This window comes from Gelidibacter pelagius (assembly GCF_017581925.1).
GTDB lineage: Bacteria > Bacteroidota > Bacteroidia > Flavobacteriales > Flavobacteriaceae > Gelidibacter > Gelidibacter pelagius.
Map to the genome: position 1 here is coordinate 98,393 of NZ_JAGEVG010000004.1, position 13,274 is coordinate 111,666.

At 40.9% G+C, this 13,274-nt stretch carries 12 protein-coding genes; 11 read left to right on the top strand and 1 reads right to left on the bottom strand.

Features of this window, described 5'->3' with window-relative positions; all coding sequences use genetic code 11:
* Nucleotides 1-49 precede the first annotated feature (49 nt).
* The 11 genes from J4051_RS04785 (at nt 50) to J4051_RS04835 (ending at nt 12,187) form a co-directional block, all read left to right on the top strand.
* Nucleotides 50-928 (top strand): AraC family transcriptional regulator, encoded by an 879-nt coding sequence (locus J4051_RS04785; protein ID WP_208232719.1) that lies wholly within the window; start codon nt 50-52, stop codon nt 926-928.
* A gap of 177 nt (nt 929-1,105) precedes the next feature.
* The gene (locus J4051_RS04790; protein ID WP_208232720.1) at nt 1,106-2,425 is read left to right on the top strand and encodes an L-fuconate dehydratase; all 1,320 of its coding nucleotides are present in this window, start codon (nt 1,106-1,108) and stop codon (nt 2,423-2,425) included.
* 2 nt (nt 2,426-2,427) lie between these two features.
* The gene (locus tag J4051_RS04795; RefSeq protein WP_208232721.1) at nt 2,428-3,204 is read left to right on the top strand and encodes an SDR family NAD(P)-dependent oxidoreductase; all 777 of its coding nucleotides are present in this window, start codon (nt 2,428-2,430) and stop codon (nt 3,202-3,204) included.
* Between the two features lie 67 nt (nt 3,205-3,271).
* Nucleotides 3,272-4,123 carry a fumarylacetoacetate hydrolase family protein gene (locus J4051_RS04800; protein WP_208232722.1) on the top strand — a complete coding sequence of 284 codons (852 nt, stop codon included), beginning with the start codon at nt 3,272-3,274 and terminating at the stop codon, nt 4,121-4,123.
* On the top strand, nt 4,124-4,954 hold the full coding sequence (locus J4051_RS04805) for an amidohydrolase family protein (protein ID WP_208232723.1): 831 nt from the start codon (nt 4,124-4,126) through the stop codon (nt 4,952-4,954).
* Nucleotides 4,955-4,958: 4 nt separating this feature from the next.
* Nucleotides 4,959-5,738 carry an L-fucose dehydrogenase gene (locus J4051_RS04810; protein ID WP_208232724.1) on the top strand — a complete coding sequence of 260 codons (780 nt, stop codon included), beginning with the start codon at nt 4,959-4,961 and terminating at the stop codon, nt 5,736-5,738.
* A 2-nt stretch (nt 5,739-5,740) separates the two neighbouring features.
* Nucleotides 5,741-7,069 (top strand): L-fucose:H+ symporter permease, encoded by a 1,329-nt coding sequence (gene fucP, locus J4051_RS04815; RefSeq protein ID WP_208232824.1) that lies wholly within the window; start codon nt 5,741-5,743, stop codon nt 7,067-7,069.
* Entirely contained in the window at nt 7,056-7,397 is a 342-nt protein-coding gene (locus tag J4051_RS04820) for an L-rhamnose mutarotase (protein ID WP_208232725.1), read from the top strand. The genes fucP and J4051_RS04820 overlap by 14 nt, the downstream gene beginning before the upstream one ends.
* A 4-nt stretch (nt 7,398-7,401) precedes the next feature.
* Nucleotides 7,402-8,550, top strand: coding sequence for an alpha-hydroxy acid oxidase (locus tag J4051_RS04825; protein ID WP_208232726.1), 1,149 nt, complete (start codon nt 7,402-7,404; stop codon nt 8,548-8,550).
* Nucleotides 8,551-8,794: 244 nt separating this feature from the next.
* Entirely contained in the window at nt 8,795-10,252 is a 1,458-nt protein-coding gene (locus tag J4051_RS04830; protein ID WP_208232727.1) for an FAD-dependent oxidoreductase, read from the top strand.
* A 165-nt stretch (nt 10,253-10,417) separates the two neighbouring features.
* Nucleotides 10,418-12,187 carry an aminopeptidase P family protein gene (locus tag J4051_RS04835; RefSeq protein WP_208232728.1) on the top strand — a complete coding sequence of 590 codons (1,770 nt, stop codon included), beginning with the start codon at nt 10,418-10,420 and terminating at the stop codon, nt 12,185-12,187.
* A gap of 135 nt (nt 12,188-12,322) precedes the next feature.
* Here the strand turns inward: J4051_RS04835 and J4051_RS04840 are convergent, their stop codons facing one another.
* Entirely contained in the window at nt 12,323-13,267 is a 945-nt protein-coding gene (locus J4051_RS04840; RefSeq protein ID WP_208232729.1) for a 2-hydroxyacid dehydrogenase, read from the bottom strand.
* Between the last annotated feature and the right edge of the window lie 7 nt (nt 13,268-13,274).

A 13,274-nucleotide genomic window follows, 5' to 3' on the forward strand; every position in this document is an offset into this window, starting at 1 on the left:
TATTGCACAATACATGGAAAGTTAATTCAAAAGTGTTATTTTCATAGCAATGAAATTACATCTATTAGATCGGAGCCATACCGCTTCTGCGTTGTCCGTAAGAAAAAATAGTTATGCCAATTTTCTTAAGATTTGGCATTACCATCCCGAATTGGAATTGGTGGTGGTACTTAAAAGTAAGGGCACACGATTCATTGGAGATAGCATTAAGAAGTTTCAGCCGAACGATGTCGTGCTCATCGGTAAAAACTTGCCACACATGTGGTTAAATGATCCCAAGTATTTTCAGGAAGACAAGAACCTAATGGCAGAGGCCGTCGCTATTCATTTTAGGGAAGATTTTTTGGGAGATGCCTTTCTGCAATTATCTGAGATGAAGCCTATCGCCGAACTTTTTAAAAAAGCAGAGAACGGTATTCAATTTAGAAATGTTCCAAAAGCTTTGCGGCAAGCAATTATTACTCTTAATGACGAAACTGATTTTAATAAAACACATCAATTTTTGGGCATTTTGCATCAATTGGCATTGCATGAAGACATTAAGTTCTTGGCAAGTTCAGGATATGTCGCTTCATTAAAACTGGAAGAGCCAAAGCTGTCCAACAAGGTCATCGCCTATATTTTCAAGAATTTTAACAAGGATATGGACCTTGCGACGGTGGCAAAGCTTGTGAATATGAATCCTTCGGCATTTAGCAGATCTTTTAAAAGAGTGCATCGTAAAACGTTTTCAAAATATATCAATGAAATTAGAATCGGATACGCCTGCAAGCTCCTTATGGAAAACGAATTAAATATTGCGGCAATTGCCTATGAATCTGGTTTTAATAATCTCTCGAATTTCAACCGACAGTTTAAAATAATAAAGAAAATGTCGCCATCGGTTTATTTGAAAAAACATAGTATTTTAACTAAAGAGGCGACTTAGTTTTTTTAGGTGCAAAAATAGTATTAGTTGAGGTGGAATAATTAGTGGACTTTATGCAATTCATCATATAGATTTGTGAGGTATGGGTTTCTATGAAAATGAATGATTATCTAAATCGACAGAGATTTCAAATCGTCATGAAATTCATCAGGTCTCTTAAACAATACTTATCAAGAAATGAAACAAACAATAACCATTACCGAAGTTTTAACCAAAGATGTCCGTTTTCCTACAAGTGATGAATTGGACGGTTCTGATGCCATGAATACGGATCCTGATTATTCAGCAGCCTATGTCATTTTAAAAACCGACCACCCAGAATTTGAAGGCCATGGACTAACGTTTACCATTGGTCGCGGCAACGAATTATGTGTTGCGGCCATTGAGTCGCTTTCACATCTGATCATCGGAAAGACTTTAGAGTCTTTTACTGAGAATATGGGTGATTTTTGGAAGATGATCACTGGCGATAGTCAGTTGCGTTGGTTGGGGCCAGAAAAAGGAGTCATCCATTTGGCCACTGGCGCCGTTGTAAATGCTGTTTGGGATTTATATGCGAAAGTTGAAGGCAAGCCACTCTGGAAATTGATTGCTGACATGTCACCTGAAGAATTCGTGAGGTGTGTTGACTTTACCTATATCACCGACGCGATCACCCCAGAAGAAGCTTTGAAAATTCTTAAAAGCAACGAGGCGACAAAACAAGAACGCATTGACATTTTACTAAAAGATGGCTATCCTGCGTATACCACTTCTGCTGGTTGGCTGGGCTATAGCGATGATAAAATGCGTAGATTATGCCAAGAAGCGAAAGCGGAAGGGTTTAAACACATGAAAATTAAAGTCGGTTCTGATTTGCAGGATGATATGCGGCGGGCACAGATTATCCGTGAGGAAATTGGAAACGATCTACAATTGATGATGGATGCCAACCAAAAATGGGATGTGGATGAGGCCATAGAAAATATGGCATCGCTCAAAAAATTTAATCCGTATTGGATTGAAGAGCCTACCAGTCCAGACGATATTTTAGGGCATGCCAAAATTGCCAGAGCCGTAGCACCAATAAAAGTGGCCACCGGAGAACATTGCCAAAACCGGGTCATGTTCAAACAGTTAATTATGGCAGACGCCTTGCAGATCTGTCAAATTGATAGCTGTCGTGTAGGAGGTGTTAATGAGATTTTGGCCATTTTATTAATGGCAGCAAAATATAAGGTTCCTGTATGTCCGCATGCTGGAGGTGTTGGTCTGTGCGAATATGTGCAGCATTTATCCATGATCGATTATATTTGTGTCAGTGCCACCATGGAAGATCGAATTATTGAATATGTCGATCATTTACATGAGCATTTCTTTGATCCTGTTGTGATCAAAAATGGCGCATATATGCCACCACAACAACCGGGGTATAGCATCACCATGAAACCAGAATCGTTGGAAACTTATAGTTTTCCTAATGGAGAAGTTTGGACTAAAAAATTACAAAAAGCATAATTATGGTATTCAGTTTAAAAGGAAAAACCGCTATTGTCACCGGCGGCGGAAGCGGGATAGGAAAAGCAATTGCCACCACATTTGCAAAACAGGGTGCATACGTTTGTATTTTGGATTTCAATGTTGAAAACGGCAATGCCACCGTTTCAGAAATTGAAAAAGATAAGGGTTCGACAAGTTTTTACCAATGTGATGTGGCCAATCAAGAACAAGTGGAAGACATTTTTAACGAGATTGCTAAAAACAATCCCATCGATATTTTGGTGAATAACGCTGGGATTGCCCATGTCGGAAATATTGAAAACACAAATTCTGAGGACTTAGATCGCTTGTACAACGTGAACATCAAAGGTGTTTACAACGGCATGAGAGCAGCCATCCCATATTTTAAGAAGCAGAAAAAGGGAGTGATCGTCAATATGGCATCCATTGCCTCATCGGTCGGAATTTCTGATCGATTTGCCTACTCCATGACCAAAGGCGCGGTCTTGACCATGACCTATTCGGTAGCAAAAGATTATGTTGCGGAAGGCATCCGATGCAATTGCATTTCGCCAGCACGTGTACATACGCCATTTGTAGATGGATTTATAGCAAAGAATTACCCAGACAATCAAGCGGAAATGTTTGAGAATCTTTCAAAGACACAGCCGATCGGACGTATGGGGAAACCTGAAGAAATAGCGCATTTGGCACTGTATTTATGTAGTGACGAAGCCTCGTTTATTACGGGAACTGATTTTCCTATTGATGGTGGTTTTATTAAGTTGAATGGGTAATTTCCATCCTTCCCGATAGTGATTGCACCAATAAAAGAAAATAATAAAAAATAAATAATAGATTAAAATGAAACTCATAAGATTTGGGTCGGAAGGCCAAGAAAAACCAGGACTTCAATTAGAAAATAAACGTATTGACATCAGCGCCTTTGCCGAGGATTTTGACGAAAAATTCTTCGAGTCCAATGGCTTGGAGCGTTTAAAGGACTGGTTGAAAACCAACCAAGCCAATTGTCCAACCGTTGATGATGCCGTACGATTGGGGTCGCCAATAGGCAGGCCTTCAAAATTGGTGTGTGTTGGTTTGAATTATGCGAAACACGCCGAAGAAACAAATGCCAAAATACCTTCAGAACCGGTATTGTTTTTCAAATCGACCACTGCTATTGTGGGGCCAAATGACAATGTCATTATTCCAAAAAACAGTGAGAAAACGGATTGGGAAGTGGAGTTGGCAATTGTTATTGGTAAGAAAGCGTCATACATATCTGTGGAAGAAGCAGACGATTATATCGCTGGTTATGTCTTGCATAACGATGTGTCTGAACGTGCTTTTCAAATTGAAAAGGAGGGCCAATGGTGTAAAGGAAAAGGTTGTGATACGTTTGCTCCTTTAGGACCATTTATGGCAACAAAAGATGAGGTAAAAGATGGCAATAACTTACATCTGTGGTTAGATGTCAATGGCGAACGTTTGCAAGACTCTTCCACTTCAGATTTTATTTTTAATATCCAACATTGTGTGTCCTATATCAGTCAGTTTATGACCTTGTTGCCTGGCGATGTGATTTCCACAGGAACGCCTTTTGGCGTTGGATTAGGATTTCAACCCCCACGATATTTAAGGCCAGGAGACGTCATGCGCTTAGGAATTGAAGGTTTAGGGGTACAAGAACAAACAGCAGTAGCCTACAAATAAATGCGGGTAGATACACATCAACATTTTTGGAAATTTGATCCGCAAAGAGACGCATGGATTACTGATGACATGTCAGTAATCCAACGTGATTTCTTGCCTGAAGACTTGCAGCCTGTTTTGCAACAGCATCAATTGGATGGTTGTATTGCCGTGCAAGCGGACACGTCAGAAAAGGAAACCACATTTTTATTGGACTTGGCAGATCAACATTCTTTTATTAAAGGGGTGGTCGGTTGGTTGGATCTGTGTAGTCCCACGATTGATGAGCGTTTAGAGCATTTTTTAAAACACAAAAAACTAAAGGGCCTGCGGCATATTGTTCAAGCGGAACCTGATGGCTTTTTGCTTCGCAAGGATTTTCAGCGGGGTATTTCAGCTTTGGAAAAATACAATCTCACTTATGATATCTTGATTTTTCCGCATCAATTGGAAGAAGCCTTTGAATTCGTCAAAACATTTCCGAAGCAAAAATTCATACTGGACCATGGTGCAAAACCTTATATCAAAGACGGGAAAATAGAGCCGTGGAAAAGCCAGATGGAAACACTGGCAGGTTTTGAAAATGTGGCTTGTAAGGTTTCAGGATTAACCACAGAAGCAGATTGGAACACTTGGGACAAAACAAGTATGCAACCTTATCTTGAGGTGATTTTTAATGCCTTCGGAACCAAAAGAACACTCTTTGGCAGCGACTGGCCCGTAAGTTTGTTGGCGGGAAGTTATGCCGAAACGATCGCTCTTGTCGAAGATTATATTTCCAAATTCTCAAAAACCGAACAACAACAAATTATGGGCTTGAATGCCAAAAACTGGTACCATTTAGAAAATTAGACTTATGGATTTAAAACTAAAAGATAAAGTGATTGTTGTTACCGGTGGTTCAAAAGGTATTGGTAATGGTATTTGCAAAGTATTGGTCCAAGAGGGCGCCATTCCTGTAATTATCGGTCGAAATGAGCAGGATGTTATAAAGGCGGTGAACACCATAAAAGACAATGGCGGACAAGCATTTTACGCTTTGGCAGAATTAACCGATCAAGTCGCCTGTAAAAACGCAATGGATAGTGTGATCAAGGAATTTGGTCGTATTGATGGCTTGGTCAATAACGCCGGTGTAAATGATAACGTTGGTCTTGAACATGGGAATTATGACGATTTTATGAGGTCGGTTCAACGCAATGTCGCACATTATTATGCCATGGCCCATCACGCGTTGCCAGAGCTCAAAAAGAGTAAAGGTGCTATTGTAAATATTGGATCAAAAACGTCGGTTACTGGTCAAGGTGGCACTTCAGGTTATGCCGCTGCCAATGGTGCAAGAAATGCATTGACCCGAGAGTGGGCTGTGGAATTATTGCCCTACAGTATTCGAGTAAATGCCGTAATTGTGGCCGAATGTTACACACCATTATATAAGAAATGGTTGGATACATTTCCAAATCCGGAAGAAAAATTAGCAAGTATTACCAAACATATCCCTTTAGGAAACCGAATGACGACTGACATAGAAATTGCAAATACCGTTGCATTTTTGTTATCTGAAGTCTCAAGCCATACCACCGGACAACTTTTGTTTGTTGATGGTGGTTACACCCATTTAGACCGCTCTTTATAATGATGAAAAATGCCATAAAACAACCGATAGTTTCCAGAAACATCTTATTGCCGTTTATATTGATTACCTCATTGTTTGCACTTTGGGGAATCGCCAACGACCTCACCAATCCGATGGTTTCAGCATTTAAAAAAGTCATGCCAGAGCTTTCGAATACACAAGCGTCCTTGGTGCAATTTGCGTTTTATTTTGGCTACTTCTTTATGGCATTGCCAGCAGCATTATTTATTAGAAAATTCAGTTATAAATCTGGAATTCTTGTGGGACTATCACTTTATGCCATAGGCGCATTTTTGTTTTTTCCTGCTGCGAAGTTTGAAACCTTTAATTACTTTTTGATTTCTTTATGGGTCATGACCTGTGGCTTGGCATTTTTAGAAACCACTTCTAATCCGTTGATTCTGGCATTGGGACCTAAAGAAACCGCAACACAGCGCCTCAATTTGGCACAGGCATTTAATCCGATAGGCTCTTTAACGGGAATGATCATCGCGCAGGTGTTTATCATTGATGCCTTGCGTTCAGTTGACTTTACGGAAGAAGCATATCACGCCTTGTCCAGTTCAGAAATGGCCGCCATTCGGGAAAATGATTTAGGCGTGATCAGTGTGCCGTATATTGCGTTGGGCGTTTTGGTTTTGATTATCATGGTAGCGATTATGATGGTGAAATTCCCGAAGGTGATAGAACATTCAAAGATCGCACTTTCAAAAACCTTTAAAATCTTAATAAAAAATAAAACCTACGTCACAGGGGTTGTGGCGCAAATGTTTTATGTAGGTGCACAGATTATGTGTTGGACCTTTATTTTTCAATATGTTGATAATTTGAATGCGTCATTGCCAGTGAATGAACAACTCACGGCCACTTGGTTTAATGTTGGCGCAATGCTGTTGTTCCTTTCAGGAAGATGGCTTGGAACCCTATCGATGAAGCGGATTGGTCCCTCAAAATTATTGTTTATTTTTGGAGTGGGAGGGGTGATAACCACCCTAATTACTGTCTTTGTCGGCGGGCATATAGGTTTGTATGGCTTGGTAGCAACATCGCTCTTTATGAGTATTATGTTCCCAACAATTTATGGGATTGCTTTAAATAATATGGGAGACGAAGCCAAAATTGGTTCTGCCGGATTGGTGATGGCCATTGTGGGTGGTGCTTTATTGCCAGTTTTACAAGGTAGTATTTTAGATATTGGCGGACCAGGTTTTGCCGACACAAAAATCCTTGGCTACATTCCTGAAGTGAATTTCTCTTTTATCCTACCGTTGATCTGTTTGGCAGTGGTAGCACTTTTCGGATATAAAACCATGAAGAATGAAAACACATAGACACTGTTTTGCGCTCGATTTAATAAATGATCCCGAACTGATTTCAGCCTATAAAAAACATCATGAAACTGTATGGCCAGAAATTGTCAAAAGCATTAAGAATAGTGGGATTTTGGCTTTAGAGATTTATTTGGTCGAAAATCGACTGTTTATGATCATGGAGGTTAACGAGTCGTTCTCTTTTGAAAAGAAGAATAAAATGGATGCCAACAACCCAAAAGTACAAGAATGGGAAACCCTCATGTGGAAATACCAACAGGCACTTCCAACGGCAAAAGCTGGTGAAAAGTGGTTGTTGATGGATCAGATATATCAATTAAAAGCCTAATCACATGGAAATAACAATAAACACGAAATATCCGTCTGTAACCGATTTGAGAAACCGAGCCATGGTGAAAATGCCAAAGTTTGCTTTTGAGTATCTGGATGGCGGATGCAACGAAGATATCAACTTGGATAAAAATCGTTCTGACCTCCAAAAAGTCGAATTAATGCCGCAATACTTATCAAAGTTTGATAAGTCGGATACCAGAACCGAATTGTTTGGACATACCTACGCTGCACCTTTTGGAATAGCACCCGTTGGACTTCAGGGTCTGATGTGGCCTAATTCTCCGGAGATTTTGGCGAAAGCTGCTTTTGCCCATAACATTCCTTTTATTCTCAGTACGGTGACCACATCCAGCATCGAGCGGATTGCGGAGTTGACCGAAGGGAAATCATGGTTTCAGCTATACCATCCCGCGGATGAAAAAATCAAACGGGATTTGTTGGATCGAGCGGCCAATGCCGGCACCAATGTTTTAATAATCTTAGCCGATGTGCCCACTTTTGGATTTCGCCCACGTGATATCCGAAACGGATTGGCTATGCCGCCTAAAATGAGCATGAAAAATATTCTTGAGATATTTACGAAACCTGATTGGGCCATTCAAACCTTAATTCATGGGCGGCCCGCTTTTAAAACTATGGAGCCGTACATGCCAAAAGGATTAGATTTAGCGAAGTTGGGAGAGCTGATGGACGTCACTTTTTCTGGACGATTAAATACCGATCGGATCGCCTCGATAAGAGAACAATGGAAAGGTAAATTGGTAATTAAAGGCGTTGTGAGTGAAGAAGATGCAGAGAAGGCTATTGGTCTTGGTGTTGATGGCTTAATAGTTTCCAATCACGGCGGTCGTCAATTGGATGCTGGGCAATCGTCGATTGTGCCGATGACACATTTAGCCGAAAAGTTTAAAGGTCAAATAAAAATCATGGTCGATTCTGGTTTACGCGGAGGTCCTGACATTGCAAGAGCCATGGCAAGTGGCGCTGAGTTTACCTTTATGGGTCGCAGTTTTATGTATGGTGTTGGTGCTTTGGGAAAAGATGGTGGTAACCACACCATTTCTTTGATGAAACGCGAATTCCAACAAGTAATGGAACAGGTCTGTTGTGAGAAAGTAGAAGATTTGCCTAAGTTTTTAGTAAGATAAAACGGTCTTACTTTGTGAGTCATCTTTTAAAAAAGGTTGTCACAGTTGTTGCTTAGCTGTGGGTATAGCCTTTCAATAGCTCTTTGTTCTTCTGCAAAGAGGACATGTAAAATCATATGAATTTCGTCCACCAAATTATCTATAAGATATAAAATCCATAATCACTACTTTTGCCGATCATTAATTGTATTGGCTAATTTTCGGAAAATTGCAAGGAGTCAAGTTCAGTTTAAACAAACCTAAAGTGCAAAATTCGGAAAGTAAAGAGTCAAGTTGGTCGGCATGTCCAGAATGTCAGGGACGTGGAAAGAAAAGCCAAAAGCTCAAAAAGAAAGTGCGACTCCGCTATAAATTGGCCTGTGATCAGTTTGAAAAAGCCAATGGCGAAGGGACTGCGCCAGTGCGTCCGAAGGCACACTTAAAGTTGTGCATGAACTGTTCTGGATCTGGACTAATCTCTTCTATCCTTCCTCCAGAAGTTGATAATCACAACTTTCCACACCTTGCTATTATTGGTGGAGGCATAGGCGGTATCGCACTATCTGTGGCCTGCATGCACCGTGGGATTCCTTTTACACTTTATGAGCGTGACAATGGCTTCAATGTGAGGTCTCAGGGCTATGGGCTTACTTTGCAGCAAGCGCGTAAAGCGATAGAAGGATTGGGGATTTCCACTTTGGAAGACGGGGTGATTTCAACCCGACATGTCGTTCATACGACTGACGGACATGTGATTGGTGAATGGGGGATGAGAAAATGGTTGGAGCAAGATGCCAAAGCCTCTCCGAAACGTACCAACGTCCATATTGCACGCCAATCTTTACGTTTAGAACTACTTGATCAACTCGGTGGCGACGACGTAATAAATTGGGGTCACCAGCTAGTGGATCTCAAAGAAAATGAAGATGGTAGAGTTGATTTGAGCTTTCAAGTGGATGGTGAAATGAAGACGACTAAAGCAGATCTTGTGGTTGGAGCTGATGGTATTCGTAGTACGGTACGGAAATTAATGATTGGTGAGGCTGTCAAGCCACTACATTATCTGGATTGTATGGTGATCTTGGGCATTTGTCCATTGGCGGATCTCAAAGGTATTGAAAGTGCTTTGCTCGATTCGGCCACAGTATTTCAAACCGCTAATGGCGAGGAGCGGATTTATATGATGCCGTATACCTCTGACAAAGTCATGTGGCAATTGAGCTTCCCGATCTCAGAACATGAGGCGAAGGCCTTACAAGCGCAAGGTGCTCAAGCGCTCAAAGACGAGGCCTGCCGTAGAACCCAGTGGCACGATCCCATTCCACAGATTTTAATGGCAACACAATTAGATCAGATTTCGGGGTACCCAGTATATGACCGTGAATTACTTGATTTAGAAGTATTGGATAAATGCGGAAAAGTGACGCTGATCGGGGATGCAGCTCACCCTATGAGTCCGTTTAAAGGACAAGGGGCAAATCAAGCCTTGTTGGATGCATTAGCGCTGGCTCGAGAAATCTTCAAAGGATGTCGAACCTTATCCCAATGGAGAGATGCCGGATTGAGGAAGAATGTATTAAGCGCTTTTGAATCAGAAATGTTGGAACGTAGTGCTGCCAAAGTAAAAGATTCAGCAGCCGCTGCACAATTCCTGCATTCCGAAATTGTACTTCATGAAGATGATGCACCTAGAGGACGTTGTTTGAAGAACAATGAATTATAAAACCTAACTTTTATTCTCTTTTGAGTTGTGAGATATAATTCGCCATAGAAAACTGTGGCATGGACTCCGCGTTTTATTTTAACGAATTGATAGCGTTATAATGACAATCATCAGCACGATTTTGCTATAGATTCTTTAACTTTGGCCTTCATAAAAATTAGAATCATGACCGTCAAAGAAAAAGTAGCCTTGTTGAGAACCGAAATGAAGAAAAACAGTATTGAAGCCTTTATTGTTTATTCTGCCGATCCACATTTGGGTGAATATCTTCCCGCCGAATGGCAAGAACGTACTTGGCTTACTGGATTTACAGGTTCAGCTGGATTTGTGGTGATTACTTCAGATAAAGCGGGCCTTTGGACAGATGGCCGTTACTTTACCCAAGGTCCCAGAGAACTGGAAGGATCGGGCATTGATTTGTTTAAGGATGGGATAGAAGGCACACCAAATTATATCGATTGGATCATTTCCGAAACATCAGAAGGTGCGAACGTAGCGGTAAATGGCCTAGCCACTTCCCATTCCAATTGGGTGGATTTAGATACTAAATTGACTAAGAACAAGCGCCAGCTTAAAGACTTACCTTTGCTGAATAATGTTTGGACGGATCGCCCTACGCCGAGTCAGAATCCTGTTTTTGAACATCCTATGACATACGCAGGGCAATCGGTAACCGATAAAATTGCTGCTATTCGAGGGAAAATGAAAGCAGAAGGCGCAACGGCACACGTCATTTCAAGTTTGGATGATGTGGCGTGGACGCTTAATCTGCGAGGAAGTGACGTCGAATGTAACCCTGTTTTTTTAGCTTATATCTTAGTGTCACTTGAGGACTGTTTCCTTTTTGTTGATTTGAACAAATTAGAGGATGACGCAGAAAAGCTCATGCAAAAGTCAAGCGTGACGCTAAAATCTTATGATACGTTCTTCGATCACCTTGCGACTTTAAAGGACCAATCAATTTTAATTGCATCAAATAGTAACCAATCTATTTTTGAGGCGGTTAAAACTAATAACACCATCATTGAAAAACCAGTCCCTGGAAATTTAATGAAGGCGATTAAAAACGAAACAGAACAAAAAGGTTTTGAAACGGTCATGGTACGCGATGGTGTGGCGATGGTCAAATTTCTCCATTGGTTGATCCATTCCGTAGGTAAAGAAGATCTCGACGAATATAGTATCGGTAAAAAACTATATGCGTTTCGTGCCGAGCAAAAGAATTTCATTGGCAATAGTTTTGGCAGTATTGTCGGTTATAAAGACAATGGCGCCATTATGCATTATTCTGCCAAATCTGAAGGAAGTGCCAAAGTCACTAATGACAGCAGTATTTTGATCGATTCTGGAGGTCAGTATTTGGAAGGCACTACAGATATTACCCGTACGTTTGCGTTAGGAACAGTATCTGATGAGTTTAAGAAAGATGCTACTAAAGCGCTTCAGGGTTTGATCCAGTTGACTCTGGCGAAATTCCCGAAAGGCACGAGAGGCGCTCATCTTGATGCTTTGGCGCGAATGCCATTGTGGAAAGAAGGGAAAGATTTTAATCACGGTACCGGTCATGGTGTGGGCAGTTTCTTGAATGTCCATGAAGGGCCGCAAAGCATCCGTAAAGATTTGAATCCTGTGGAACTAAGAGCTGGCATGGTGCTGTCCAATGAGCCTGGGTATTACGTGGAAGGGAAATATGGCATACGTCATGAAAATCTCATCCTGATCAAAACCTGGAAGACTAACGAATGGAATACGTTTTATGAATTTGAGACCTTGACCCTGTGTCCTTTCTTTAAAAATATCATCGTTGAGGAAATGCTTTCCCAAGAGGAGATCGAATGGATCAATAACTATCATCGCATGGTTAGTGAAAAACTCGGACCACATTTGGACGGTGAAGTCAAAACATGGTTTGAGAGTTTGGTAACGCCATTCTAAAATTGAACTGATTTAATTTGAAGTTTGGATGAACTGTCTAAAACTCAATACACCTTAAATCTAATTAAATCTAAACACCGCGGAGAACGGGTGGTGTCCTAAAGGGTTTAGGACCTCATTGAAACCATTGATTTTTCAATAGCCTTTCTCAAAATCAACAACATCTACAAGTTTTTTGCCGTTTTTCATGGCATTATAATTAGATGCTATCTTCCTGACTGCCGATTCGGGGGTAACGCTTCCCGCGGTATGTGGCGTAATCATGATGCTTTTGTGATTCCAAAAAGGATGCTGCTTGGGCAAGGGTTCCTCGCGGAACACATCTAAGGCCGCTCCGGCAAGCTGACCTTTATCAATGGCTTCCAATAGATCAGCTTCCACAAGCTGTTTGCCACGGCCAATATTGATAAGATAAGCGCCCTTGGGTAATTTATTAAAAACTTCCCTATTTAAAATACCTTCTGTTTCTTTGGTAAGTGGCAGGATGCAGATCAAGATTTCTGCCGTTTCCAGAAATGCATTTCTTTGGTCTTTTCCGTGGAAGGTTTTAATGTGATCAATATCCTTTTTCGATCGTGACCATCCCGTGACCTTAAAATTATTTTTGAGCATCAAGGTTCCGATAACTTTTCCAATGGTGCCAATCCCCATAATACCGATAGTTGTTTCTTCAGGTCGCTTGTAGGGATGCGTTTTCCATAAGGCCTGATTTTGTTGCTGAAAATATACTGGCAACCGTCTCAAATGACTTAAAGTTAAGGTCAAAGCAAAATTTGCCATATCATCGTGATGCATCGCATCATTGACTTTGGTAACATTTATGTTTTTTGAAACCTTGTTTTTCTTTGTGATATGTTTTACACCCGCGGCCATGGAAGCAATAACTTTCAGATTGGGATACTTTTGAAAAACATTTTCTGGTGGATTGAATACTAAGACAAATTGCGTTTTTTCTCGTTCAGTATCCTTAGGATAAACTTCTACCGTCATATTGGGAGCGTAATCCGCTATGGCATTTCTCCAATCCTCTGTGGTCGCTTCATCATCGCAAATAATAACTATTTTATCGGTTGTGGGCATATTAATA